Here is a 24,163-nt window from a genome sequence, read left to right as displayed (position 1 = left end):
TTTTCGAATATGCACGAAATTGTACTGCAGTGCAAGTATTGACCGGCCGTGAAGTTTGAGGCAGGTTGGTCACAGGCCCAATTTGCGTGTGGAGACAAGAAGATGTCGATCTATAAAAAAGCTCTCATGGCCTTCACTCTTCCAATCCGCGCCGTCTGGTTGCTGCTCCAGATCGCGTGCTTCCTCCTGGTGTCGATGGCATGCATTTTGGTTGCGGCCTTTGTCGGCTACTGGATTGTGTTGACGTTTTCCTATGCCTTTTTACCGCTGGAAACGACCGGGAGCGTCTGGCAATGGGCCAGCGACCTCTATGCTGAATCTGCGTGGTTTAGAGCCGGGACAATCACATCGTTCCTGCTGCTCGTTTTGCCAATTCTTCGATTCTGGCCGGGGAGGGATCCGGTTTCGGAGGCGGCACGAACGCTCGAAACGATGCGGCTTAATGAGGGGCTTATCGCAGCCCGGCAACAGGAGGAGGCACGGGCAAAGTTTCGTGGCCGGTGAAGGATTGTGTTCCCTCGTATGAGATGGGAGCAAAGACAACTGCCAAGCTGGGTTCAGATCTTCCGCGCAAGCGATCGCGATCCAGACGTCGGCAAAATGGGTGAGAAATGTCATGACAGTCAAACCCCTCTCTCTCGCCATATCGACCTTCAAGGGCGGGGCCGGGAAGTCGACCCTGAACGTCAATCTCGCTGCGGAGTTTGCACAGCAAGGCCACAAGACGCTGCTGATCGATTGCGACGAACAGGAATCGTCGACGCGCTGGTACAATGTCTCTATGAAGCGGGGCCTATTGCCGACGGACGGGTCATTGTTGCATCTGCGCGTGGCGCCTCGAGACAGGTTTCGTGAGCGGCTCGACAACGCGCCCGAGGCGGCAATCCGGATCTACGATGTCGGTGGGTACGTGCATCAGCGCGCGATCGAAGTCTACCACGAGTGCGATGCCATCCTTATTCCAGTGATTCCAGAGCCAACGGCAGCCACGTCGGCCATCAAGGTGGCTACCATATTGACGGAAATAGGTCGGAAGCGGGATCGCGGGCCGATTCCTTACGCGGCGATTTGGAACTACGTGGACATGATTGCCCTCAAGCACAATCGATCGCTTCCCGAGGTTCACGCGATCCTGACGAGCGGCCGGATACCCGTGGTCGAAACGGTCGTCCGTAAGAGCAATCATTTCAGCGACGTGGGGGCCGGTTACGGTTCCCTTTACTCGAAGCTCGCAGGCATTGTGAACAACCCGGCGTTGACGCCGTCAGCCAAACGGCGGGCGTCGGAAAGCGTGCTCGACGCAATCGATCTCGTGAAAAGGATCAACAACGAGTTCATCGGTCTGCTGCAGGCGGAGGGGGTTTAACGATGTCAAAGGAAAGAACGTCGGCCGGCAACATTCTCGCCGTTACCCAAGGAGGGGAAGAAAAAGCGAAGGACGTCGAGGAGGCAGCAACTTCCTACATGCCAACAAATATAGACCTCGAAGCTCTCATGCCCGCTGGTTCTGGTTCGGCACAGGCGGAAACCGGTTTTTCGGAGCCAGATTCTTCGAAGATCCGAATGCCGGCCAGCCTTGAAAACAAGCGAGGATCGGAGTCCAAGGCGCCCAAGACAACGGCTCGTGCGTCAGTAAAACGGAAACGGGTATCGCTTTATCTTGATGACGATGTATTGACGAAGATTTTCCACGTGTCTTTGGAGCAGCACGAGCAACTGTCCTCAGCGATCCATCGCTTGATTCTGGAAGCCCTTAAAGCAAGGGGGCTGTAGATCGAAATGAGAAGGCCGCCCATTATGTTCCGCATTCCCGATCATGTCCTGGGAAACGTGGAGGCTCTTGCCGGACGGCTTGATATTTCCGTCAACATTGTTGCCAAGCTGATCGTCGTCAGGGAGATCATGAATGTTCCAGCCATGCTCGATGAACATGATCGTCAGTTGGCCGACATGCATCGGTTCCTACGTGAGCTGGCCTTCCGTAACGAAGAATTCCTCACAGACGAGGGTAACCGCGCCGAGACCGTCCGTGTGATCGCGCAGAGACTGGATGACGTGATGGTCGCTCTCGACGCCATTCGCGATGCCGCCTTTGTCCGGCCATCGTCTTATATCGTCGACTTGATCAGGAGGCATGATGAGGGAGCCGTTCAGAAGTCGCTTGAACGCTAGATCCGAAGGTCGCCGGCTGCCAAGCTATTTCGATTTGATCGACGACGAGCTGCGCCGCCGTGGCGCGGGTGGCGGAGGTGGGAAGCGCGCGTCGGCCGTGAAAGGTAAAGGAACACCCGCAAAGCACCCTGCTGTCTCCTCGGCGCTTAGCCGCGCGGCGGGTAACAACGCGGTCGTCGTCAAGGTTCTGTCTTATGGTGCAGGCGCTGGCTCTGCGCGCCACGTCTTGCACTACCAGGCTAAGGAAGAAAAGGCACACGATCAGGACGACCGAGAGGTATCGGATATCAATGAAGCCGTGCGCTCATGGGAGAGAGAGTTCGGCAATCGGAAGGGTAGCAGGGACGTTCTTAGTCTGACCTACGAGCTCGAAAATGCGGACCGGGCAGACATCGCTCGTGCACTTTCCTCGCTCGCAGAGGATGGTTTCCGCCGGGCTGGCGACATAGATCGAACATACGCCTTCAGTGTTAGTGATGGCGAGAAGGGACAGACGAGGCTGCACTTCGTTCTCGTCTTTGCGCATGAAAAGAAGGATCGGGCGGATCGCAGCAGCAGCAACCGTATACCGGGCGAATCAGACATCGCGCATGCTATCGACCAGCGCCTGGACAAAACGTTGCGGAGAGAGGGCATCACGCCGATCTCGCGCTATCCAGTCGAATTTTCGTCTGGCCTGAAGGGTCTGATCGCGGCCTTGCACGCGATGCAGCGCAGCGGGACGGAGGTGACGCTTTCGACAAAAGCGCGCATCGAGGAACAGCCAGGCAGAAGCGGGCGGTATTTTCGCGGTGGCGGACGCCGCGAGATCACCACGGCCGATCAAAATCAGCTGACGGCGGAGGGAAAGATCGTGGGCGCGCTCATGCAGACCCGCCAGCCACGGGATTTTATGCATTTGTTGCTATCGGGACCGGCGAATGTCGATCGACACAAGCTCCTCCTTGCTGGCCGCGACTTCCTCAGAGCGCAATTCGCTGGGCATCGCTATTCCTATGCGATCCACAATCGCAACGATCTTGCCAAGCATCCGCACCTGCACGTGATTGTCGCGTTGCGCGATGGCAGCGGACAGATGCTCAATCCCAACATTCGCGACTTCACGGAATGGCGAATGCGCTTCGCCGAAAAAGCGAGGGAACGTGGAATCCCAGTTGAACGCCACAAACGCATCGAACGCGCCGCTCCCCCACCCGTCAAGCGTTGGGAGTGGGAAATGTTCCAGCGAATGGGAGCGACGGCGCCGCCAAACGTGATCGAGAAGGTGATAGCCAAGGTTCGCGACACTCCAACGGCGCCGAAGCTTGCGGAAGCCAGAAGGCGGCTGGACCAGAGTCGGCGCTCGGTCGGACGTGTCGTCAGGATGCTGGGCGGGATTGCGAAGGACCGAAACGCGCCGAGCAGGGCGCGCGAATTGAGCAAGGACCTCTTAACCGGGCTGCAACGTGAGTATCGGCGGCTCGAAACGGCCGTCCACGATGGCCGCGATCCCTCCAGAGAAAAAGGAGAAGAGCATATGTTGCGATCGACCCCCATTAGCGCCGCCCAGGCCAAGACGGCGAAACAAACTCTTGCGAACACCGCCTCGACCATTGCAGCGAGGATCGCCAACCCTTCCGACCGCCTGATCTTCGAACAAGCGTCCAAGGTAATCGGAAAAGTCGTCGGATTGCAGCTCGACGCGCGTGTCGTGAAAAACCGCAGTCGCGCCGAGGAGGGCAGAGACAAGCGCAGCTCCGACAGCCTCGAAACGAAGTCGGTCGCCGGGCGCGATCATGTGGCAGAGCAGGGGATCATCAAGAAGACGTCGAACGACCGCTCAGTCGATGCGGCGCGCATCGCCCGTTCCAATGTTGAGCGTGATCAGACGGACATTGACCGGCCCAACCGCCAGCGTGACAAAAGCCAGCAGCGCGATCGCGAAATGACGAAATCGATCAAGCTTCGTCCGCCCCGGGAGAATGGTAGGGACCGCAGCCGTTGAACCCTTTTTTGTCCACGATCCGGGCTGGCAGGCTCAGCCTCAGCATTCTTTCGATCTCGGTGTGAAACCATCTGGCGCCACGATTTTCCGGAGGAAGGGAAGTGGAGAATTCATCTGGAATTATATGGCCGCGGTGACCGCCTTCCATGGGGGGAGAGTGGATGTAGGTGATGCCCGCCTCGACTGCTGCACGCCGTCCTTCAGCGGTGCTGCAGACCAACATGGCTTCCTTCTTTTCAACGCCATACCACTTGATCGCTCGAAATACCGTATCCGTATCTGCCATTCCCGACCGATCATCCTGAGCTTGACGGAAGGTGCCCCATGTCATCCAGAAGTCCGGGATGACCTCCCGAACCTTCAATAGATCGTCGAGGATACGGGTTAGAGCGAGAAATTCTGGCGTGCCCTGGGTGCCGACCGTCATGCCTCTGGCGTCGGAGATGAAGCCGAAGCGGACGTCTTTTTGACGAAGTTGCTGTAGCATCTGGACAAAGACGGCGTTGACGTCTCCCAGCGTGAAGTCTCTGGGAGGGATAGATCGTCTCAAAAGGATGCCATCTCTCTCGAAAATGACGAGGCCTCTCGAACCGATTTTTCGGAATGTGCAGTCAATGGTATCCATCGGCAGACGATCCAAGCTGGGACACGCTCGCTATCAAAAATATGGGTGTCCGAAGAGTCACATTTCTGACCAGTTGATTGCGACCCTCCAATATACACGAGCGGAACAGATGTGGCTGTTTAGAACATGGGCGAGTGTTTGGTGAGGAAGCTCATTTTAGGGATCGGGAAGAAAGCGGGCGGGCACTTCGCCATACGTGTATTCAGAGGGAATAGCCGCAGGTCCGAGGCAGGAGACAAACAAATCCAGATTTCTCAGGCTGTTGCTTGCCGCAATCGAGTAGAAGTTTCCGCTGTTCCAGATGATATAAGCGTATGAGAACACATCTCTCAAAACGGAGCGCATTTCGTCGAGAGTGACTTCATTGAGGTTCATGGTTTCCAAAACATTTGTCTTTTTGCGGTTTATTTCGGCCTCGCTGAAATATCGGACCTTAAACCCGTGATCCTTTTGAAGTTCTCTCCGTCGATACTCTTCGACATCTTGGCTGCGGAACTTCTCAAGAAAAATCATCAAACCTTTTGCCTTGAGATTACGTCGGACAAAAGCGATCTGCTGCTGGCGGTTCGGCGAGTACATTTGAAATGTGGTATCTTCGAAGATAATATCAAAACCTGACGCAAAGTCCTGGAGCCCAGGTGTTTGGCTGAGCGATTCCGGTGACAGGTGATTAAAGGGGCCAAGGAAGAATTGCGCATGTTTTGGGACGCCCCAAGCGTAGAAGCTTTCCTGGTTTTCGATGGTCGGGCTGCACGACAGCGACAGGATTTGCCCGTCGGCAAGCTCGCTGATGGTTCGCGCCATCGTTCCTTCCGCCGTTCCCAAGCTATAGAGGGTTAGTGGAGACTGACGTGCGGACGAATATCGGAGTATGGCCGTCCCTAGTCTTATCTCCTCTTCATATCGGTAAGGAATGCTGCTCAGGTAATGCTGATCGAACGGTCCCTGTCTGACTGTGTGTAGCGCGGCAAACCGCTCAGTCTCGGGGTTGCGTTCCAAAAGCCGGAAATCAAGAGAGGGTCGGCGAATAGGAACTCCCGCCCGCCCTGCTGCAGTGGACGAAAAGAAATCGGCCAATTCGTTTAAGCGGGCTCCCCGCTCGCACTCTTCGTGAAACTGCGTGAAGTCTTGCATCTAATGCCTCTCGATAGCATTGCCAATCCAGTTCTGCAGGATCCGGTCAGTTGACGATTCCACGGAACCGTGAGACGCAAACCTGACTGCTGGGCTCAGCTATCGTGCGGGGCTAGGCGCAAACGTTCATTCAGAAATTTGATATGTTTTCAAGAATATGATGCATTTTTCCGATTGCGAGTACATGTGTTTGCCTGACCTCTTTGGGTGCCTTAATCTTTTAGCTGAGTAAAAGTCTGTGCGGGAGATAATGGGTTGCCATTACTTAGCCACCGACGCATTTTGCCGGAAAATTCCGAAAGTGCGGTCGTCTCACAAAAGCAAGCGCAATGGGATGAATTCTGTATCGGGCTCGTGCGAAGAAAAGGTGTCAGGCGTCAGCAGATTGATTTCAAAAGCCATACGCATTCGCTTTTCCTTAACCTGGAAGGGGCAGCGAGATCCGGAGAGACATTTCTCGACGGTCGTCGGCATTCATTCGCAGCGCGGCCGCAAGGATCATTGGTCTACATTCCGCCCGGCGTCATGTGGCATGGATGGGATGAAGGCGACCAAAACGCGGCCTATCTCCTGATTTCCGCCGAGGAACGATTTGCCGACAAAGTTTTTGGCGATGACTTCGTGCCCGCACGGTTTGTCCCGAATATGTCGTTTCAGGACGTAGGGATTGAGCATGCGGCCCGAAAAATTTATTTGGAGCTTGCGCAGCTGGATTCCGCAAGTGGACTCATAGTGGAAGGGCAGCTCACCACAATCTTCGGGCACTTGTTGCGACGTTCAAGGCTCTTCGACAAGCACCGCAAAGGCGGCCTCGCGCCTGCCGTGCTTAAACGCATCACTCAGCGTATTGACGCGGCGCTGGAGGAGAAAGTCAGCTTGGGCGCGATCGCACAAGAGTTCGGGTATAGTGCGGCGCACTTGTCCCGAGCGTTCAAGCAGTCGACCGGTCTTTCTCCACAAGCTCATTTCAACAAGGTGCGCCTCGACCGGGCGAGCGAGTTGCTTCGTACAACAAGTAAATCGGTGACCGAGATCGCACATTCGTGCGGTTACTCGAGCGGCAGTCATCTCTCATCGAGCTTTCACAAGGCTTTTGGTATCTCTCCGATCGCGTACCGCGCTCTTTGGGCCGAATAAAATATCAAAAACATGAAAGCCTGGATGCCTTTGGAGCCTTAGAATCTTGATGCTGCGGTTAAGGCAGACTCGAGGTAAGTCCATGAGCATGACGACACCGCGTGCGTCACATTGTCATTATCTTTTATGCGTGACGGCTTCGGCGGTCGGACGCAACATATACTTCATCGTTGTCGCCTGGCTGATGATGAAATACACTGCGGATCCGTCTGCGATCGCGATGTTGCTCGCGGCCGGGAGTTGCGCCGAGTTCTTGACAACGAACCTTGGCGGGGTAGTCACTGACCGCTATCGGCCGCAACTGACCTGTCTAGTCTGTGACGGTCTCCGTATCCTAACCGTGGCAGCGGCGACTGCCGGAATGATGTCGGGTTACCCGGTCCAGTCGCTCGTCGCGTCTTGGGTGTTATATGCTGTATTGGACCGAACGTATCTCACTGCGCTCCAGGCCATGATACCCGGAATGGTGGATGAGGCGCGCCTCCTATCCTTCAATTCTACGGCATATGTGTGGATGCAGATCGGTAATTTCTGCGCCGCCGTCGCCGGAGGCTTGCTGCTGGCCTTCACACCGGATTACCTGAGCCTCGTGGCACCGCTGTCATGCTTTTTGTTGTCGTTCGGCTCATCCATTGTCAGAACAGAGGGATATTGTGACCGGCGTGGGAATGCCGAGCCGGTCATATTTCTGCGGCGCGAATTGTTTCCCGGGTTGCCGCAGCGAAGTCTTGTGCTTCCCTCCGTCGTTTACGCCTTCATTTATGCGGCCGGAATGATGGTAAGCGTTCTTGGTTCGGCTCTTGTGATGGGAGAACTTGGGAGAAGCGCCTTGGCGTTTGGCTTTGTGGAGGCCGGGTGGGCTGCTGGGTCCGTCCTCGGATGTCTGTGGCTGCTGTTTCGGTCAGAGAAATCAGATGCCCTTTTATGGCACCTTCTTGCGACAGGCGTGATCCTCACGATTTTCCTGGTGTTCCAGAATCTTTTTGCAGTGCTGCTTCAGATGATGGGACTTGGGCTAACCTACAACATTGCCCGGATTCTTATCGATGTTGAAATTCAGCGGTCGTTTCCCATAAGTCAGCTTGGTCGGGCCAGGAGTCAGGTTCATACGGTGTGCATGGCACTGTCTCTCTCTGTGTACGGCGTCGTAGCGCTTATCGGAAATGCTTTGGCGCCATCCGTCATTTTCGGTTGGTTCGGATTAGTGGTGCTGTTTACCGGAGTTGTATTCTGGGCGTGCTTTCGGCGCGATCTGCTGCTTGTTAGGTAACGACGCCGTAGGTCGTAAAGATGTGCCTTACCCACATAAGTCTATCTTGTGAGAGCCGCTCGCCAGCGGACAGGTGGTACATCTTGTGCCTTCTCGATCTTGATAAATTGTGGCAGCGGTACTAGTTAGATTTTGAGGCAGTACGCGCTGCCTCGGGGCTTGATAACCCCTACGTGCGGTTGATGCTGGCCGAGACAGCATCACACTCCTTGACCTTTGGTCGGGGAGCCTGTGGCGTATGTCCAGGTTCGCCCGAACTAAAGGCCATAGGGCCGTCACGTACGGTTATCAACTCCCCGCCACGGGTTAAGTGAGTTCTTCAAGCGGGGGCGCACCGCTTGAACTCTTATCTGGGGAGTTCATATGGCGGCGTCTATCCCGCTAAAGGCGACAGAACTGAATGTTCCACCAGCTTATTCTCACGTTGACGCGCATGTGGGCAGGCAAATCCGCGTTTGGAGAATATTGGCCAGAAAGTCGCGAACCGAACTGGCTGCGGCCGTCGGTGTCAGTCGCCAGCAAATTCAAAACTATGAAACGGGTCGAAACTGTGTGCGAGCCTCGACACTTTACGCGATTGCCGGCGCCTTGAACGTAACGGTTGGCCAACTGTTCGATGGTCTTCCTCCGACAAAAGATCTCGGATCGCTTTTCGCTAAAGAAGAAATAACAGATCCGCCGGGCGAAGTGCGATTCCTGCTGAGCCACCTGATGCGGTTGTCGCCGCGCCTTCGTGAACGGGTAGCGGCGCTCATTCACGCGCTCGCGCGAGATGAAGAGCGTAGTGACGGAGCTGGTAGCGGTTCCCCCCCTCTGAGAAATCGCACCTGCCAGTAATCAATCTTACAGGTGCAGAGAAGATCTTAATCTCCAGCGACGATGTACGGCAAGCTATCTAACGTGTTAGTTCTGTCAAAGTCTGGATGACCCCGGGCGTGCACGCCCGACATTTTATGTTGGGTGCCTCAAGCAGGTAGTCCGTTCCCCGAAAAAAAAGAACATCTTGGCAGTGACGATACTTTGGCTATCGGTTCATTGGGTGTTCCGGCGTGACCCAACCACGCCAATTATCGAGCATCTGGACAAGAGTTTTTATCTTCGACGCGGTACAAAAAACTAGCGAGCGCGCGTCATATCCTTTATCCTAAGCGGTGAGGCAGCACGTACTGCCTTGGGGCGTGGAAACCCCTACGAGCGACTGGTGTTGGTCGATTCAACATCGCACTCTCTGACCTTTTCGGGTCGGGGAGCCTGTGGCGTATGTCCAGGTTCCCCGGAACTAAAGGCCGCAGGGCTGTCTCGTACAGTTTCCAACTCCCCGATCATTCGGAGGTTTAGTGAGTCATTCGCGGGGACGTACCGCGGTAACTCATTCCGGAGACTGGCCGTTGAAACTTCAATCCCATGTTTTTAAACAGGGGCAATGCCGGGTAACGTCTCATCAGCAGAGAACCTGGCGCACTGCCCGGGTCGACTTGGTCCGACGAACAGGGCTTGACAAGGAAGAGACGGCGATCGTCTCTGACCACCATCTGTTGCTTCTTAACCTACGTGGCAATTCAGAGCGGGGCGACTATTTTCTCGATAACAGGAGGGCCGGTTTCGTTGCGCGAAAACCTGGCGCGATCCTGTTCATTCCAGCAGGTTGCAGTTGGCATGGCTGGGAAATTGGAGCGTCCACGGCGGCTTATCTGGCTATCATGGTTCATCCGGCCCAACTGACCCGTCTCACGACCTCCCCGATCACTTTGCCGACGTTGTCGCCGGATCTTGGCTTCGAAGATCAGGTCATTATGAATGCTGCCCGCGGGATAGGTGCTGAAATCTGCGAACGGAACTCCTTGAGCGGGATGTTGGTCGAAGCTTACGTGGCAACGATTTTCGTACAAATGATGCGTCGGCAGGAGCGCTTTCAAAATTTCTTCAAAGGCGGACTGGCTGCGGCGGATCTGAGCCGCGTGGTTCAAAAAATCGAGGAGGGGCTAGCTGAAAATGTGACCCTTAGTCAGCTTGCGGCAGTCGCAGGCTTAAGTGTTCCGCACTTTTGTCGTGCGTTCAAACGAAGCTTCGGCTGCCCGCCCTATGAATTTATCATCAGACGGCGGATCGAGCGTGCCAAGGAACATCTTCGTCATTCCCAAATGACCATCACCGATATTGCCCTGGCATGCGGCTTTTCGACATCGAGCCATTTCGCAAACAGTTTTCGCCGGCAGGTCGGCACGACTCCGCAAATGTACAGGGCGGCCTGGTCGGACAGGGCTTTTGGTTGATATTGCGATAAAATCGCGCACCACCATCAACATTCTGCAAGTTTTGCTCGGTACACCTCGGCATTCTCGGTTTGGTAAGCAGCCGAGGACAAGCCATTGCATCCATATCAGCTTCCAGCGCAACATACGCCTATCAGTAATGAGAAATCAGCCGCTCTGAAGGTTGTGGACCTCAAGAAAAGCTACGGGCACTTCGAAATTCTCAAAGGGATCTCCCTGACTGCCAACGCCGGCGACGTTATTTCAATTCTTGGGGCAAGCGGCTCGGGAAAAAGCACCTTCTTGAGATGCCTCAACTTTTTGGAAGAGCCGACAGACGGGCAGATTTGGCTGTCGGGGCATCGCGTCGAGATGCGCCCAGGCATGGCTGGTCGAAAAGCGATCAACGCGCTGCGCGCCAGGCTTGGAATGGTCTTTCAGAACTTCAATCTCTGGTCCCACAAAACGGTTTTGGAAAACATCACGGAGGCTCCGATCCATGTCAGGAGCTTGACCAAGGCAGATGCCCGTCAAAGGGCGGAGGAACTGCTTGCAAAGGTTGGGCTTGCAGACAAGCGGAATTCCTATCCCGCCCATCTGTCCGGCGGGCAGCAGCAACGCGTGGCGATTGCCCGCGCCTTGGCTATGGAGCCCGAGATCCTTCTCTTTGACGAGCCGACATCCGCATTGGATCCGGAGCTTGTGGGCGAGGTGCTGAAGGTCATTCAGTCTCTTGCTGGCGAGGGTCGGACGATGTTGATCGTGACGCACGAACTTGCCTTCGCGCGGCAAGTGTCGACCCGTACGATTTTCTTGCAGCAGGGTTTGATCGAGGAAGAAGGCCCACCGGACGTTGTCTTTGGCAGCCCTTCTTCATCTTCGCTGAGACGGTTTTTATCCTCCCACATTGGAGGGCGATGAGATGCTTTCCATCCCCGGATTCGGTGAACAGATTCTGGCCGGCGCCATCACAACCCTTCAAGTGGCATTCTCAAGCCTTGCTTTCGGCATCGTCGTTGGATGGTGCGGCGCCTTGGCGAAGCGCAGTCAAAGCAGAAGCGTCCGGTGGGTGGCGAATGGTTACACCACTGTTATCAGGGGTGTTCCGGAGCTGCTTCTCATTCTCATGTTGTATTATGGAGGCACTGTCGCGCTCACGGCGTTGTTTGGTCGATACGTTGAAATTGATGCGTTCTCGGCCGGTGTTCTCGCATTGACGGTTGTGTTCGGTGCTTATGCAACCGAGGTATTCCGGGCGGCTATTCAGGCAGTGCCCGCGGGTCAAATTGAGGCAGCTCGCGCACTTGGGTTCTCAAATCTGTCCGTGTGGCGTCTTGTGATCATGCCGCAGATGTGGCGGCATGCTCTGCCCGGTCTTGGAAATCTATGGCTGACGTTATTAAAAGATTCGGCGCTGATTTCGGTTGTTGGGCTCGAAGACCTGATGCGGAAGGCGAGCATCGCCGCTGGCGCCACACACGATCCGCTGAAGTTCTATTCTGTGGCTGCGTGCCTTTATCTCATGTTCACCTCGATTTCGCTCGCGGCACTTGCTGCCTTGGAGCGTCGAACTGACCGCGGCCTGCGCATCTCCCCCAAAGGAGGTTTCTGATGGACGTGGCGTTGATTGTGCAGACAATTCCGCAGCTTTTGAATGGCCTAGCTCTCACTGTTCTCCTGACCACAGCGTCCGTTGTCGCAGGGTCATTCATTGCGATCCCCTTGGCTCTCGCTGGGGCATCAGGAAGCAGAGTAATTTCCCTGCCCGTTCGGGCGTACACATTCGTGTTTCGCGGCACGCCACTACTGGTGCAACTATTTCTGGTCTACTACGGCCTTGGCCAGTTGGAATGGGTGCGGGCAAGCGTGGCTTGGCCCATACTCCGGGATCCGTTCTGGTGCGCGCTCGTTGCATTCTCGCTGAACAATTCCGCCTACACGACGGAGATTCTGCGCGGCGGCCTTCGCGCCGTACCACCAGGCGAAATTGAAGCAGCCAAGGCGTTGGGAATGCCGCTTCTCCTTCGTATCCGACGAATCATACTGCCGATCGCTTTCCGGCTTTCGCTGCCGGCCTATGGGAACGAGGTCATTCTCATGCTGAAAGCCAGCTCGCTGGCAAGCACCATCACCATTATGGAGTTGACAGGGACCGCCAGAAAGATCGTTGCTCAGACGTTCGCGCCCTACGAAGTCTTCGTAGCCGCCGCTCTTCTCTATCTCACCGTGACCTTTCTCTTCACAAGTGCATTTAGCCTCATTGAGCTTCGCTTGTCGAAACATCATCGCCGTATCGACAATGAGAGGAAGGCCGCCGAGCCGGCGCGGCTGTCAAGGGGGTTGGCATAATGAGTATCACTGCTTTCCCGCCTCGGCCTGTCAGCGTCTCGTCGGCAGAACTACGCGGGAATTGGTATGAGATCGATCTACAGGCCATTCGTCACAATTACCGGCAAATTCGAGCGCATCTTCACGAACATGTGGCGGTCTACGCATGCCTGAAACGCAATGCCTATGGCTGCGGAGCAGGTCCTGTTGCAAAGGCCTTGGCTGCTGAAAATGTATACGGCTTCGCCGTCGCGTCTTTACTTGACGCGATTGCCATCCGTCGCGAAGGGATCTCGAATCCAGTACTCCTTTACCCGGGCGCTCTGCCTGTCGCAGCTGCCACGATAGAAGCGCTCGACCTGATCGTTACCGTATCAAGCATCGCCGAGTTAAGGCAATGGCGCACGAGCGTGTCAAATCTGCGGATATTCCTCAAAGTTGATCTGGGTTTCTTTCGCGCTGGGGCAACGCCGGCGCAGTTGGTCGATTTGCTCGCTGAGGCCGCTACGGACCGAACAGTTCGGGTTGAAGGCATCTACGCTCACTTGAGTGAACTGCCCGGCTCCGGTCCGGAACTCGCTCACAGTCAACGAGCGAAGATGAACGGCATTCTAAGACAAATTCGTTCGTTGGGCATCAGCGTTCCGGTTGTCATGATGTCAAGCACCGAAGGTGTTTTGAACTACCCGGACATGGACTTTGATGCAGTCGATCCCGGAGCACTGTTTTTCGGTATTTCTGACGTCGAGAAACCCGTGCGTGACGTGCGCCTGCGACCGGCGTTGACGGCGATCTCGACAACACTCATTTCCGTTAAACGTCTCGATCAATCTCTCGATCCACCCGACAGCATTTCGTGGATACGCCCCGACATGGTTCTCGGAGTGATTGGAATGGGATGGGGTGATGGCCTTCCCAGAGCTCTGCCGGAGAGGGCAGTGGGGCTGGTACGCGGCAAACGCGCAAGACTTCTTCCGCCGTCCCATCTTGAGCATATCCGCATCGACCTTAGTCATATCCCGGAGGCACGCTTTGGGGATCAGGTAGTCCTGCTAGGACGCCAGGGCGCCGAACAGATCAGCATTGAGGAGTTCGCGAGCACCAGAGGCACCGACGCGATCGGGATTTATGGCGACCTTCGTGACCACATCCCACGCCTCTACATCAATCCGAAAAGCAAAGAAGGGGAATAAATATGAAAGTCTCGCAACTGCTGTGCCTCTTGCCGATTGTTATAGCACTCGTTGGTCACGCAAATGCCCAGGAATCGAAGACGATTACTATTGCTACAGAGGGGGCTTTCCCTCCCTGGAATTCCGTCAACTCCTCTGGAGAGGTTGAAGGCTTTGACGTGGACGTGGGAAAGGCGTTGTGCGAGCGGGCGAAGATCTCTTGCCGGTTTGTCGCTCAGGCCTGGGACGGGATCATTCCGGGATTGACGGTCGGCAAATATGATGCGGTCATGGCCGGAATGTCGATCACTGAAAAAAGAAAGAAAGTCATAGCTTTCTCCGAACCATACGCTCTGACCTCCAACTATTTCGTCGTCGCGAACTCGACTGGCCTCCACGCGATGGACCCGGCCGCCGCAGTCGATCTTTCCTCGGAAAATTCCGCAACCAGACTGCTTCTCGAGGCTCTGAGGTCGAACTTGAAGGGCCGAATACTGGGTGTGCAGGGGGCAACGAATGCTGAGGCATTTGTGAGGGAGGTGCTGGGGGAGGACGTGGAGATCAGGACCTATGACAAGCAGGATAATCTGAACCTGGATCTGCTTGCCGGGCGGATTGATGGCGGACTGGCGGATTATTCAGTGTGGAAAGCATTTCTGGACGCTGACGGAGGGAAGGTCGCATCGCTCTATGGTCCCCGGATTTCGGGTGGCGTCTTTGGCCCAGGTGTCGGTATCGGCCTTCGGAAAAACAACAGCAATCTAATAAGGCTCTTTAACCGAGGAATCCAGGCGATGAAGCAAGATGGGACATTAAAGTCTTTCAGCATGAAGTGGTTCGGCATTGATATGGTGTCAACGCCATAACCAGTTCTGCGCGCCTAGTATGCTATCCGACCTTGGACAGCTTCACGTCAGACCTTGGTCTGATCGAAGGGAGACGATAGTTTTTTCGTGTGTCTGCTGAAGTCCCGTCAAACCTTTTGTCGCATATTTGGACTTGACCGTCCAAGGTGTAGTGACGACTTGTACGGGCTTAAAGTTTTGCCCATCGGTGCGGTCAGATTTTCGCATCCTTGGCATACAGATCGAACCCGAAGGAGGCTGGAGGTGTTACCACGCCGCAAACTGATCGCCGTTTTCCCGTGTCTGCTCTTGACCCTCTTTAACACGGCTCTTCCATATACGATCAAAATTCACGGTTTCTCCGCTGCATTTCACGAGCAGATGGCTGAGGCCGGAAACGGTAATGGTGGTGGCAACGGAAATGGCGGCGGTGGAGGCAGCGGGGGAGGTGGCGGCGGCAATGGAGGGGGTAGCGGAAACGGAGGCAGCAACGGTAACAGTGGCGGCAATGGCAATGGTAATTCGGGCGGCAAGGGAAACAATAACAGCCAGTCGTCAGGCACCGGAAACGCTGCGAAAACCGAGGCCGATGTCGACGACGCGGCGAATGCAGGTCGCGGTACTTTGACTGTCCGCCACAAGGATGGCATCAGCGAAAGCGTCCAGCGCGGCCGATACGTGATGAAGGATGCAAAGGGCAGAACAATCATCAATCGCGATGCAACAGTCTCAGACGAGCAGCGGCTCAGGGCCTTCCTCCGCTAACGGCGCCGGTCAATCTCGTCACGAAATGCCATCGCGGCTTCCGTCCGGTTGCTCACGCCGAGCTTGGTAAAGATCTGTGTCATGTGATGTTTTATCGTCTTTTCGTGCAAAGCCAGTTTCAGCCCAATATGCTTGTTGCTTAACCCTGCAGATGCCAGCTCGAGCACTTCCCGTTCCCGCTCCGTGAGTGCGACAAAGGGATTGGCTCGGGCGCCTGACCCGGTTTGGGAAATCAGACGTGCCGACAGTGTCGGAGCGACGTAACTGTCACCTGCCGCGACGGTTCGAATGATATCAGCCAGTGCACGGGACCCGACTCCTTTCAGGACGTAACCCTTGGCCCCGGTCCTTAGAGCTGTCATGACGTCATCGCCTGCCTCGGAGACCGTCAGCATCACGATCTTTTGGGCCGGGACCTGTTCAAGTATGAGCGGGACAGCTTCCAGCCCGCCTCCAGGCATGGAGATATCGAGCAGCAGGATGTCCGGTCGGTGCTCCGCGGCTATGCGCAGCGCATCGTCCCGGTTGCTACCCTCGCCAACGATCTTGAATTCGTCCATTTCGGTCAGGCTTCGGATAACACCTTCCCTGAAGAGAGGGTGATCGTCCACAACTGCCAGACTGATCTGCTCTGCGGTCATGCCTGTTCCATTTCCTCGATGTTAAGCGACATCCGCACGATGGTCCCACGATCGGATGAAAAGAGATGGAAGACTCCGCCCAGGCTTTCAACGCGGTCCCTAAGACCCGCGAGGCCGAGTTTCTCGGGTGAAACGTCGGTCATACTGAAACCATGCCCTTCGTCCGCTACTTCGACGGTCACCTGGCTGCGTTCGGATGATTGTGCAACCTTTTGTCCAATGCCGCCCGCATGGCGATAGCCATTGTTCAGGGCCTCCTGAACAAAGCGATAGATACAGATCTTTGCAGCCCTGGAAAGATACGCAGGTGTTTCGTTGAGCAAGAGGTCGACAGTGACCCCCGTGCGCTGCTCGTGGGCAACAATCGCGCGCTTCAGCAGCTCGGCAAGGCTGTCCGTTTCTATGTGCGGTAACATCAGCCCGCTGCAAATGGCCCTTATTTCTGCCATGGCGTCATCGAGGCTTGTCTTGATGTTTGTCAAGGATGCTTCCCGCTCTTCGGCAGAAGTACGAGGATCGGCAAGCTTCGGACTGTCAAGGCGCAAGGATGCATAGGCGACCAATTGTGCGGGACCGTCGTGCAGGTCGGCACCGATGCGGCGCAAGTAACTCTCGTTGAGGGACGTGGCTCTTTGTGTCGCACGCTGAACACGCGCGCGTAAGGCGTCGTTCTGCCGCAGCAGGGCGGAGAGTTCATCGATGCGGTCATTGAGGGCCCTGCGCTGGCTGTCGATGGTTCGGCTTCCACGAAGGACTATAATCGATAAGAGGCCAAAAAATATGGTCGTGAACGCCGCGACCGCGAGCCAGCTCAGGAGGCGGGCCTGTTTAAGACTCCATTCGAATTCGTGGGCGACCTCAAAAAATTCAGAGACGGCGACGACCTTGCCCGACCACGGCTGCAAGACCGGATTGTAGATTTGCAGAAGTGGCTTTTCGCTATCGCGTTCGGCATCGCTCTCGACGCCGTCGATCCGATTGAACCTCGCTGTCATCCGGCCGGTAAAGGCCGTCTTAAGGTCGCCGGACAGTGGGAGCTGCTTGCCGGAAAGGCTTTTTTCGCTGGAATAGAGAATAGTACCGTCGCTGCGCCAGAGGCGAAACGAAAACAGTCGTTTTCCAAGCGCGCCCTGCCCAAGGGTCTCATCCAGGGCCCGTGTTATCGAATCGTCCAGGCTCTGGGTGGTTTGCATGTCAGGCAACAGAGGAGCAATCACGCTGTCGACGTAAAGCGCGGTCGTTGCCGCGGAGTTACGTGTCACGGCGTTTTCGATCAGACTGGCAACGAAATAGCCCACGACCACCATTGCGCAGATCGCGACAAAGCCGCCCGCAAGCAGGAACTGGCGTGCGAGTGACTGGGAATTCCAGCGTGCCACCGGGCTCGTTATCGGCGCCTCCTGGTTAGGGCCTGTTCGCAGAATGCGCATTATCAGCACTCATCTCCCAATCCTTTATAGCTACCCGTCAACGCAAGGTGTCCACCATGCCCGCGGGAGGCACCGGTTTCCCCGATGTGAGCCCGTCGTCCGGTCCATACAATCAGCGACCATCGGTCGCGATCAATCGGACTATGGTCCGAATGCCCAGAGCATAGGTCGGAGTGGAGTAGAAACCCGGAATTTCGGCAATATCGTAGTGCGTAACGATTTGCTGGCACCGCAGCTCTGCACATGCGGTGACCCACCTTGAAAGGGCCTGCACATGAAAATCTCCTCGCTGATCGGTACCGCAAGCCTTGGGCTCGTCCTGGCCCTTGCCCCCATGGCGGGAGATACTCCCGGCTTCACGCACGCAGTATTTGCGAAGGACGGGAGCGGCGGCGGTAATGGCGGCGGCAATGGCGGTGGTAATGGAGGAGGAAACGGCGGTGGCAACGGGGGAGGCCATGGCGGTGGGAAATCCGGCGGCGGCGAAAGCCGGGGCCCCTCAAACTCAGACGGTCACAAGGGTTCTTCGGCATCATTGAAATCGCATGATTCAGAAAAGATCTCGAGAAGCCAAGGTGGGAAATCGAAGGCGCACAGCGCCAAATTCGGCACTGGCAGTCTTAATTCAATGAAGAGAAACTACCATGCCTATCTGAATTCCCAGGACCCCAAGATGGCGGCGCTTGCAGCATACGTGAAGGCATATGCGGAATTCGAAATTCAGTACGGGGTGGGGGCCGTGCCCACGGATCCCGCTCTTAGCGAAACCGCCCTTGTCTCGGCGCTGGAACAGTTGGCAAACAGGCCGGTCACCGACGAGGAGCTTGTCGAAGCGAAGAGCATTTTAGGCACTGGAACAGATACAGGGAAAATCGCAGAGGTTCGCGACGCTCTCGAACAAGAAGACGGAAACTGAGAGACAGCCGTAAAGGAGTGGCACGCCTGAACCTGCCTTCGTCTGCTACCAGGATCTCACCTACGCGGCTGCAAGTTTTCCGTCCTGCGTCTTGAGAGTTTGGTGTCGGTCGACCTCATTTAATTGCCGGAGTAATGACCGGCACTATCGCCGGATCAAGTTGCCCGCCGCGAGCTTGATCCGGCGATGTCATGTAGGCGACCCGTTTGCCGTGAATACCTAATAATCAGTTGGCCGCTGCTAACATGCGCAAGCTCACGATAATGATCGGCGACAATGGAGATCTCGTGCGTGGTTACGGCCCACTTAAGGCCGATAGCCGGAGATCAGCCCCTGGCCGAAGCGGTCAAATGTGACTGGGCCGTCTTTTCAGAAGCGTTACGCTCTCTGACACTCGCAAGTCGTCGCATCGCATATCCCATTTTTCGGCTATCCGAAACGATGACGCGTTATCTTCATCGGTTCCGCCGGTTCGCTAGCGCAACTGCTCCAGGCGGTGCGCCCGTACGGCAGAACGTTCCCTCAGTCAACCGCGCCCGGCGAGCGTCAAGCGCGTTTCGAATAACACTTTCGAGTCCCTGTCAGTCCTGCGTTGAGAACACCTTTTGAAGCCGACCCACGTCCGAGAAAAGATGTCGGTTCATGGCCCCTCTTTAGGTTCACAAGAGGGGCGCGTCAGCGGACAGATTATCTTCTTCAAGGTGCGGCGTCCCAACCGGCCGCTTCTATGATCGATCAACTGTAGGCGGCCTGACTGCGTTGGCCCTTTATAAGGATCATTCCAGGTAAATGGCCTCGCATCCGCAATCTTGACCACCAGGTCGGACTTTCTGGCAGGTTTGGACCGGGTCGATCATTGCAAACCGATCCTGCGTGAGCTAGTTAACGTCATCCACAAGGACCCGGTGAAACTCCGGGTGGCTCTTCTGGCCGCCGATCCGCCAGACAACACAGCAACGCAACCTATGCCATTTCGAGGACCGAGTTTCGCTCGGCCCGTTGCCTCAACTGTGAAAAATATTCCGATGGAAACTCTTTCAAACTACCGTCAGGAGTGGTTCTCCAACATCCGTGGCGACCTACTTTCGGGTATCGTCGTCGCTCTCGCGCTTATCCCGGAAGCGATAGGCTTCTCGGTGATTGCGGGTGTCGACCCCAAGGTCGGCCTCTACGCTTCCTTCGCAATCGCCTGCGTGACGGCCTTTGTAGGCGGCCGGCCGGGCATGATCTCTGCCGCCACGGCGGCGACTGCTGTCGTCATGATCTCGCTCGTCAAGGACCACGGTCTTCAGTATCTCTTTGCCGCCACCATCCTGATGGGCATCATCCAGATCGCTGCGGGATGGCTGAGGCTGGGCCGCGTGATGCGCTTCGTTTCCCGTTCTGTCATCACAGGCTTCGTCAATGCGCTTGCGATCCTGATCTTCATGGCCCAGTTACCCGAACTCGTTGGCGTGCCGACGCTCACCTACATGATGATTGCAGGCGGTCTTGCCATCATCTATCTCTTTCCATACGTGACCAAGGCGATCCCATCGCCGCTTGTGGCCATCGTGGTTCTCACGGCCATGGCGTGGTGGTTCGGCATGGACCTGCGCACCGTCGGTGACCTCGGCGAACTGCCGTCTTCTGTCCCTTTCCTGATGCTTCCTCAGGTTCCGGTGACCTGGGAGACGCTGCAGATCATCTTCCCATACTCGGTGACACTTGCTGCTGTCGGCCTGCTGGAATCGCTGCTTACCGCGCAGATCGTCGACGATATGACGGACACGCCGAGCAACAAGAGCCAAGAATGCGTTGGACAGGGCGCGGGGAACATCGCCTCGGCACTGATCGGCGGCATGGGCGGATGCGCCATGATCGGACAATCGGTCATCAACGTAACATCCGGTGGTCGAGGACGTCTTTCAACCTTCGTGGCTGGTTCTTTCCTGCTGTTTCTGATCGTCGTCCTCAACGATCTCGTCCGGATCATCCCCATGGCCGCACTCGTTGCAGTCATGATTATGGTTTCCATTGGCACTTTCTCTTGGCGGTCGATCCTCGACCTGAGACGCCATCCGCTTCCGTCATCCGTCGTCATGCTGGCGACGGTCATCACTGTCGTCGCAACACATGATCTGGCAAAGGGCGTAATTGTCGGCGTTCTGCTGTCGGGCATTTTTTTCGCTGGCAAGGTAGCTCGTCTTTTCAAGGTCACGCGTCAGGAGAATCCCGAACAGAATAGTGTCATCTATGAAGTAATGGGGCAGGTATTTTTTGCGTCGGCAGAAGCCTTTATCCACGCGTTCGACTTCACCGATAAGGGTAAGCGAATCGTTATCGATCTCGCCAAGGCTCATCTCTGGGACATCACCGCAATTGGCGCATTGGACAAGGTCGTGCTGAAGTTCCGTCAGGCGGGCGACGAGGTCGAGGTTCTCGGATTCAACGAAGCGAGTGCTGATATGGTTGATCGCTTCGCGCTGCACGACAAGGATGAGCGGCACGCGGCAAGCGCCGCACTACACTGACCGCCTGCATCCGTGCGCCTTGATGTTGTGGACGAGCGTCATGAATCGAACCGATGGCGCCGTTTACGGCGGACGTGAGGGTGTCGATGGGCGCCATTGCGTTGCTTTTGCTGTTACGGTTGCACCCAGGCCTGATGGCTGGCGCATCGACCCGCGCCGATCAAACCGCCCTGACGGCCCGAGATTGAAGGAAGGGAGACTGATCTTGTTGCCGCTCGAGGAATGGCGGTAGCACGGTCAGGCGAGAAGGTTTAAGAGTGACATTGTAACAAGATGATCGAGATGGAAACTGACCCTGACGAGGTCGCAACAGATTACGCGTACACCTCGCAGCGGTCAACGATTGCAGCGCTGTTCAGAAAACAAATGGCTGGTCACTTTTACGCGTGCTGCTTACTTTTTGGAACCTGATTCAGGGTGGAAAGAAGCGCAACCCGGGACAACCACATAATGCGTTTGGCTTATTGCTCATGTCGACAGCTGACACTAACGGCGAATGGCGAACCGCTGAAGGTATCAGTTTGCCACTGCCGGGAATGCCAGCGCCGTACCGGCTCCGCGTTCGGCGTAGCCGTGTTTTACGGGGCCGGCCAGGTGACCGCAGCCGGCAACCATAAGGCATTTCTACGCCGGGGCGAAAGCGGAAAGAAGTTGGAGTTTCGCTTTTGTCCTTGCTGCGGATCTACGGTATATTGGCTCCCGGAATTCCGGCCAAACCTCGTCGCGATTGCCCTCGGCTGTTTTGAGGATCCATCAGGCATCGAACCGACACAGAGCGTATATGAAGCAATGCAATTCCCTTGGGTCTCTTTGTGTTTGCGAAGTGAGGGACCCCATTGACCGGCCGCGTTTGCGACCGCAAGCCTCTACCATCACTCCGGCGCGACGTTAGCTTCCGGCCCTCGTCGCCTGCATGTATTATCATAACCTACTTTTTGTGGTTTCCCGAAAATGCGGCCGTCAATCCGAGGCCGATGTAAATGGACCCGCTGACCCAGCGTTCAGCTTTAAGGTAGACCGGGCTGCGCTTCAGCCAGTTACCCGCCGTCCCGGCAGCGAGTGCATAGGCGCCGTCCGTGAGCACTCCGATCACCGTGTAAAGAATCCCGAGGAACGCAACCTGCATTGCCACATGGCCACGCTGGGGCTCAACAAACTGCGGCAGAAAGGCGAGGAAGAACAACGCGGTTTTCGGATTGAGGAGGTTGACCAGGAAACCCTCGCGGAAAATGCGTCCGCGACTGCGCGGCTGGTCTGCGCCGTTAACGTCGGGAATGCTCGCGGGACCGAAAAGCTTCTTGAAGCCCAACCAAATCAGGTAGGCCGCGCCGGCATATTTCACCACGCTGAAGGCGATCGCGGAAGACGCCAGGAGCGCCGACAGCCCCGCAGCAGCCGCGGCGACATGCACGAGTGTGGCCGCGTGAATGCCCAGAATCGAGACGAGGCCAGCAGAACGGCCCTGCTCGACCGATCGGGCGAAGATGTAAAGAACCGCCGGTCCAGGCACGAGAAGCAGAACAAGAGTGGCGCTGACGAACAGGCTGAGATTGGCCGCGCCGGGAATTATCGAATCCATGATTGTCTCACTCCCCTCTGTGGCGATAGCAATAGCATTGAAAAGCGTTCGATGCGAGACCGGCTTGTTGTGCCGCCATCCAATGGTTCAGTGAGTATGTAGTTCGCACGTCACGTTGATGTCTTCGAACGAACCAGCTTCATTGGCGGCTTGAACTACTATGGCAACCTCGATGTGACACGGTACCTGTGACGCTCGCTCCACGGTTTATACGCGGGCCTTGCGGCTCTTTATATCGTGGGAGAGCGGACCCTCGCTTGAATATGCCCGGCCCGCGGCGAGTCATCGACAAAATGCCGAAACTCGTTCCCGACCTGACGAGGAGCTACGTAATACCAGACTGTGGACATTGGGCGCCGCGGAAAAAGCCCGCGATGTTGGACGCAATCATTGCCTTTGCGAGGTCTATACGGGGTTGCGAGTGAGACTGTCGCACAGCAAAATCCGGGGGCACCGTCGTTGGTTTTGTTCCGGCCGGATCACCCTCTTTGCTAGGCTCTGGTCCAGTTGAAACAGCCGAGGGGCAGAGCGGCGTTGCTTACCAACAGTGCACCGTGGCGATAGAGTTCCAAGGGATTTCCATCCGCCGGCATATCCACTGCCCACAATTGGCCCGACGCGTCAGAGGCAATTATCCTGCCGTTTACCGCGGCAATGGCAGCAAAGGCATCCAGCTCGCTTGTGCCGGGTGAGAAAAGTACCGTCACCTGTGATTGACCGGACGGCGGCAGCAAAGCAAGCGGGCCCGCAGTCAGTGCCGCCACGACGAGCAAAAACGGCGATCTGGGTGCACCACCTCCACTTCTTGACCCGCTCCGGCGCAGTATCCAGCCAATGGTCAAAGGGATAAGTCCAAACATGGCAAACCAGAGCAAATCCCAAAAAAGCGCGTTATCCACGTCCATACGGACGCGGTGAATTCCCAGCAGCCAGTGTGACACAATACTGTCAAGGACATGCCATCCACCGAAGCCGACAACGGCATTGGCAAACAGGAGTCGATCCGCTCCTGGTGCAGGGAATTCGGCACGGGCTCGCCAGAGAAAGCAAAGCCCAACGATAGCAATAAGATACATCAGCGCATGAAAAATACCATCCCAGAGAATGAGAAGGCGAATATCCAGCCGTGCCTGCTCAAGACCACTTAAAAGATGATGCCATTGCAACAACTGGTGCAACAAAATGCCATCGAAGAAGCCGCCGAGTCCAAAGCCCAGCATATAACCGGCCCATCGAAACTCTCCGGAAAAGGGCCGGAGGCTTGCTTCAGCTCCTGCGTCTGTCATTGATTTCCCTCCACTCCATTGCCATTCCAACCTCAGGAACGGCCCAATGTTCCGCAGTGTCCGTAGTTGCATGAGCCGGTCGGACGGGGCTTTGGAACTGCGGCTGCTTATGTA

Annotated in this window: 24 protein-coding genes and 1 other annotated feature; of the genes, 18 read left to right on the top strand and 6 right to left on the bottom strand. The window is 56.1% G+C overall.

From position 1 onward, the window contains the following. Window positions 1-102: 102 nt before the first annotated feature. The 5 genes from K7A42_RS12430 to K7A42_RS12410 all read left to right on the top strand — a co-directional run bounded on the left by K7A42_RS12430 (window position 103) and on the right by K7A42_RS12410 (window position 4,156). The gene (locus tag K7A42_RS12430; protein ID WP_282455290.1) at window positions 103-504 is read left to right on the top strand and encodes a hypothetical protein; all 402 of its coding nucleotides are present in this window, start codon (window positions 103-105) and stop codon (window positions 502-504) included. Between the two features lie 112 nt (window positions 505-616). Then, entirely contained in the window at window positions 617-1,366 is a 750-nt protein-coding gene (locus tag K7A42_RS12425) for a ParA family protein (protein WP_282455289.1), read from the top strand. Window positions 1,367-1,368: 2 nt separating this feature from the next. Beyond that, the gene (locus K7A42_RS12420; RefSeq protein WP_282455288.1) at window positions 1,369-1,773 is read left to right on the top strand and encodes a hypothetical protein; all 405 of its coding nucleotides are present in this window, start codon (window positions 1,369-1,371) and stop codon (window positions 1,771-1,773) included. A gap of 24 nt (window positions 1,774-1,797) precedes the next feature. Next, window positions 1,798-2,172 carry a hypothetical protein gene (locus K7A42_RS12415; protein WP_282455287.1) on the top strand — a complete coding sequence of 125 codons (375 nt, stop codon included), beginning with the start codon at window positions 1,798-1,800 and terminating at the stop codon, window positions 2,170-2,172. Beyond that, window positions 2,138-4,156 (top strand): hypothetical protein, encoded by a 2,019-nt coding sequence (locus K7A42_RS12410; protein ID WP_282455286.1) that lies wholly within the window; start codon window positions 2,138-2,140, stop codon window positions 4,154-4,156. Before K7A42_RS12415 ends, K7A42_RS12410 begins: the two co-directional genes overlap by 35 nt. Here the strand turns inward: K7A42_RS12410 and K7A42_RS12405 are convergent. Further along, a complete protein-coding gene (locus K7A42_RS12405; protein ID WP_282455285.1) occupies window positions 4,110-4,781 on the bottom strand; it encodes a hypothetical protein in 672 nt (223 codons plus the stop codon). The genes K7A42_RS12410 and K7A42_RS12405 overlap by 47 nt on opposite strands. Before the next feature lie 156 nt (window positions 4,782-4,937). Continuing rightward, a complete protein-coding gene (locus K7A42_RS12400) occupies window positions 4,938-5,915 on the bottom strand; it encodes a class I SAM-dependent methyltransferase (RefSeq protein ID WP_282455284.1) in 978 nt (325 codons plus the stop codon). A gap of 255 nt (window positions 5,916-6,170) precedes the next feature. Here K7A42_RS12400 and K7A42_RS12395 point away from each other — a divergent pair, with 255 nt between their 5' ends. The 10 genes from K7A42_RS12395 to K7A42_RS12350 all read left to right on the top strand — a co-directional run bounded on the left by K7A42_RS12395 (window position 6,171) and on the right by K7A42_RS12350 (window position 15,684). After that, complete coding sequence (locus K7A42_RS12395) at window positions 6,171-7,052, top strand: helix-turn-helix transcriptional regulator (RefSeq protein WP_139190419.1); 882 nt, start codon at window positions 6,171-6,173, stop codon at window positions 7,050-7,052. A gap of 82 nt (window positions 7,053-7,134) precedes the next feature. Then, window positions 7,135-8,322: an MFS transporter gene (locus tag K7A42_RS12390; protein ID WP_282455283.1), complete on the top strand. Its 1,188-nt coding sequence runs from the start codon at window positions 7,135-7,137 to the stop codon at window positions 8,320-8,322. Between the two features lie 363 nt (window positions 8,323-8,685). After that, window positions 8,686-9,159: a helix-turn-helix domain-containing protein gene (locus K7A42_RS12385; protein ID WP_282455282.1), complete on the top strand. Its 474-nt coding sequence runs from the start codon at window positions 8,686-8,688 to the stop codon at window positions 9,157-9,159. 551 nt (window positions 9,160-9,710) lie between these two features. Beyond that, a complete protein-coding gene (locus K7A42_RS12380) occupies window positions 9,711-10,595 on the top strand; it encodes a helix-turn-helix domain-containing protein (RefSeq protein WP_282455281.1) in 885 nt (294 codons plus the stop codon). Window positions 10,596-10,691: 96 nt separating this feature from the next. Beyond that, window positions 10,692-11,495: an ABC transporter ATP-binding protein gene (locus K7A42_RS12375; protein ID WP_322784270.1), complete on the top strand. Its 804-nt coding sequence runs from the start codon at window positions 10,692-10,694 to the stop codon at window positions 11,493-11,495. Window position 11,496: 1 nt separating this feature from the next. After that, window positions 11,497-12,186 carry an ABC transporter permease gene (locus K7A42_RS12370; RefSeq protein WP_282455280.1) on the top strand — a complete coding sequence of 230 codons (690 nt, stop codon included), beginning with the start codon at window positions 11,497-11,499 and terminating at the stop codon, window positions 12,184-12,186. Then, window positions 12,186-12,923, top strand: a complete 738-nt coding sequence (locus K7A42_RS12365; protein WP_282455279.1) for an ABC transporter permease — start codon at window positions 12,186-12,188, stop codon at window positions 12,921-12,923. The genes K7A42_RS12370 and K7A42_RS12365 overlap by 1 nt, the downstream gene beginning before the upstream one ends. Next, complete coding sequence (gene alr / locus K7A42_RS12360) at window positions 12,923-14,095, top strand: alanine racemase (RefSeq protein WP_282455278.1); 1,173 nt, start codon at window positions 12,923-12,925, stop codon at window positions 14,093-14,095. The genes K7A42_RS12365 and alr overlap by 1 nt, the downstream gene beginning before the upstream one ends. A gap of 2 nt (window positions 14,096-14,097) precedes the next feature. Further along, a complete protein-coding gene (locus K7A42_RS12355) occupies window positions 14,098-14,940 on the top strand; it encodes a transporter substrate-binding domain-containing protein (RefSeq protein ID WP_077985976.1) in 843 nt (280 codons plus the stop codon). Between the two features lie 159 nt (window positions 14,941-15,099). Then, complete coding sequence (locus K7A42_RS12350; protein ID WP_322784269.1) at window positions 15,100-15,684, top strand: hypothetical protein; 585 nt, start codon at window positions 15,100-15,102, stop codon at window positions 15,682-15,684. Here K7A42_RS12350 and K7A42_RS12345 read toward each other — a convergent pair. Together K7A42_RS12345 and K7A42_RS12340 are read right to left on the bottom strand one after the other, a co-directional pair. Next, window positions 15,681-16,325, bottom strand: a complete 645-nt coding sequence (locus K7A42_RS12345) for a response regulator (RefSeq protein ID WP_077985974.1) — start codon at window positions 16,323-16,325, stop codon at window positions 15,681-15,683. The two genes, K7A42_RS12350 and K7A42_RS12345, sit on opposite strands and share 4 nt — an antisense overlap. After that, window positions 16,322-17,755 (bottom strand): sensor histidine kinase, encoded by a 1,434-nt coding sequence (locus tag K7A42_RS12340; protein ID WP_282455277.1) that lies wholly within the window; start codon window positions 17,753-17,755, stop codon window positions 16,322-16,324. Before K7A42_RS12340 ends, K7A42_RS12345 begins: the two co-directional genes overlap by 4 nt. Before the next feature lie 274 nt (window positions 17,756-18,029). Between K7A42_RS12340 and K7A42_RS12335 the strand changes: the two genes are divergently transcribed. From K7A42_RS12335 to K7A42_RS12325, 3 genes are all read left to right on the top strand, one after another. Next, a complete protein-coding gene (locus K7A42_RS12335) occupies window positions 18,030-18,671 on the top strand; it encodes a hypothetical protein (RefSeq protein ID WP_282455276.1) in 642 nt (213 codons plus the stop codon). An 895-nt stretch (window positions 18,672-19,566) separates the two neighbouring features. Then, window positions 19,567-19,622: a sequence feature (sul1 is cis-regulatory element that is thought to sense ions involved in sulfur or methionine metabolism; They are found in Alphaproteobacteria), on the top strand. A 74-nt stretch (window positions 19,623-19,696) separates the two neighbouring features. Then, the gene (locus tag K7A42_RS12330; RefSeq protein WP_282455275.1) at window positions 19,697-21,184 is read left to right on the top strand and encodes a SulP family inorganic anion transporter; all 1,488 of its coding nucleotides are present in this window, start codon (window positions 19,697-19,699) and stop codon (window positions 21,182-21,184) included. Between the two features lie 450 nt (window positions 21,185-21,634). Next, window positions 21,635-22,024, top strand: a complete 390-nt coding sequence (locus tag K7A42_RS12325) for a GFA family protein (protein WP_416220910.1) — start codon at window positions 21,635-21,637, stop codon at window positions 22,022-22,024. An 88-nt stretch (window positions 22,025-22,112) separates the two neighbouring features. On the opposite strand, the gene K7A42_RS12320 is transcribed toward K7A42_RS12325, so the two are convergent. Beyond that, window positions 22,113-22,763 (bottom strand): LysE family translocator, encoded by a 651-nt coding sequence (locus K7A42_RS12320; protein WP_282455274.1) that lies wholly within the window; start codon window positions 22,761-22,763, stop codon window positions 22,113-22,115. 491 nt (window positions 22,764-23,254) lie between these two features. Continuing rightward, the gene (locus K7A42_RS12315) at window positions 23,255-24,049 is read right to left on the bottom strand and encodes a DUF2243 domain-containing protein (RefSeq protein WP_282455273.1); all 795 of its coding nucleotides are present in this window, start codon (window positions 24,047-24,049) and stop codon (window positions 23,255-23,257) included. Window positions 24,050-24,163: the final 114 nt, after the last annotated feature.

The organism is Agrobacterium sp. InxBP2 (assembly GCF_026191755.1).
Lineage (GTDB): Bacteria > Pseudomonadota > Alphaproteobacteria > Rhizobiales > Rhizobiaceae > Agrobacterium > Agrobacterium pusense.
The sequence above is the reverse complement of the archived record's forward strand: the minus strand, read 5'-3'. Positions and strand labels throughout refer to the sequence as shown.

Bases quoted from the DNA above. Each gene is read 5' to 3' on its own strand.
- K7A42_RS12430 (WP_282455290.1), top strand. From the start codon at position 103: ATGTCGATCTATAAAAAAGCTCTCATGGCCTTCACTCTTCCAATCCGC.
- K7A42_RS12425 (WP_282455289.1), top strand. From the start codon at position 617: ATGACAGTCAAACCCCTCTCTCTCGCCATATCGACCTTCAAGGGCGGG.
- K7A42_RS12420 (WP_282455288.1), top strand. From the start codon at position 1,369: ATGTCAAAGGAAAGAACGTCGGCCGGCAACATTCTCGCCGTTACCCAA.
- K7A42_RS12415 (WP_282455287.1), top strand. From the start codon at position 1,798: ATGTTCCGCATTCCCGATCATGTCCTGGGAAACGTGGAGGCTCTTGCC.
- K7A42_RS12410 (WP_282455286.1), top strand. From the start codon at position 2,138: ATGAGGGAGCCGTTCAGAAGTCGCTTGAACGCTAGATCCGAAGGTCGC.
- K7A42_RS12405 (WP_282455285.1), bottom strand. From the start codon at position 4,781: ATGGATACCATTGACTGCACATTCCGAAAAATCGGTTCGAGAGGCCTC.
- K7A42_RS12400 (WP_282455284.1), bottom strand. From the start codon at position 5,915: ATGCAAGACTTCACGCAGTTTCACGAAGAGTGCGAGCGGGGAGCCCGC.
- K7A42_RS12390 (WP_282455283.1), top strand. From the start codon at position 7,135: ATGAGCATGACGACACCGCGTGCGTCACATTGTCATTATCTTTTATGC.
- K7A42_RS12385 (WP_282455282.1), top strand. From the start codon at position 8,686: ATGGCGGCGTCTATCCCGCTAAAGGCGACAGAACTGAATGTTCCACCA.
- K7A42_RS12370 (WP_282455280.1), top strand. From the start codon at position 11,497: ATGCTTTCCATCCCCGGATTCGGTGAACAGATTCTGGCCGGCGCCATC.
- K7A42_RS12365 (WP_282455279.1), top strand. From the start codon at position 12,186: ATGGACGTGGCGTTGATTGTGCAGACAATTCCGCAGCTTTTGAATGGC.
- alr (WP_282455278.1), top strand. From the start codon at position 12,923: ATGAGTATCACTGCTTTCCCGCCTCGGCCTGTCAGCGTCTCGTCGGCA.
- K7A42_RS12355 (WP_077985976.1), top strand. From the start codon at position 14,098: ATGAAAGTCTCGCAACTGCTGTGCCTCTTGCCGATTGTTATAGCACTC.
- K7A42_RS12345 (WP_077985974.1), bottom strand. From the start codon at position 16,325: ATGACCGCAGAGCAGATCAGTCTGGCAGTTGTGGACGATCACCCTCTC.
- K7A42_RS12340 (WP_282455277.1), bottom strand. From the start codon at position 17,755: ATGCGCATTCTGCGAACAGGCCCTAACCAGGAGGCGCCGATAACGAGC.
- K7A42_RS12335 (WP_282455276.1), top strand. From the start codon at position 18,030: ATGAAAATCTCCTCGCTGATCGGTACCGCAAGCCTTGGGCTCGTCCTG.
- K7A42_RS12330 (WP_282455275.1), top strand. From the start codon at position 19,697: ATGGAAACTCTTTCAAACTACCGTCAGGAGTGGTTCTCCAACATCCGT.
- K7A42_RS12325 (WP_416220910.1), top strand. From the start codon at position 21,635: ATGCGTTTGGCTTATTGCTCATGTCGACAGCTGACACTAACGGCGAAT.
- K7A42_RS12320 (WP_282455274.1), bottom strand. From the start codon at position 22,763: ATGGATTCGATAATTCCCGGCGCGGCCAATCTCAGCCTGTTCGTCAGC.
- K7A42_RS12315 (WP_282455273.1), bottom strand. From the start codon at position 24,049: ATGACAGACGCAGGAGCTGAAGCAAGCCTCCGGCCCTTTTCCGGAGAG.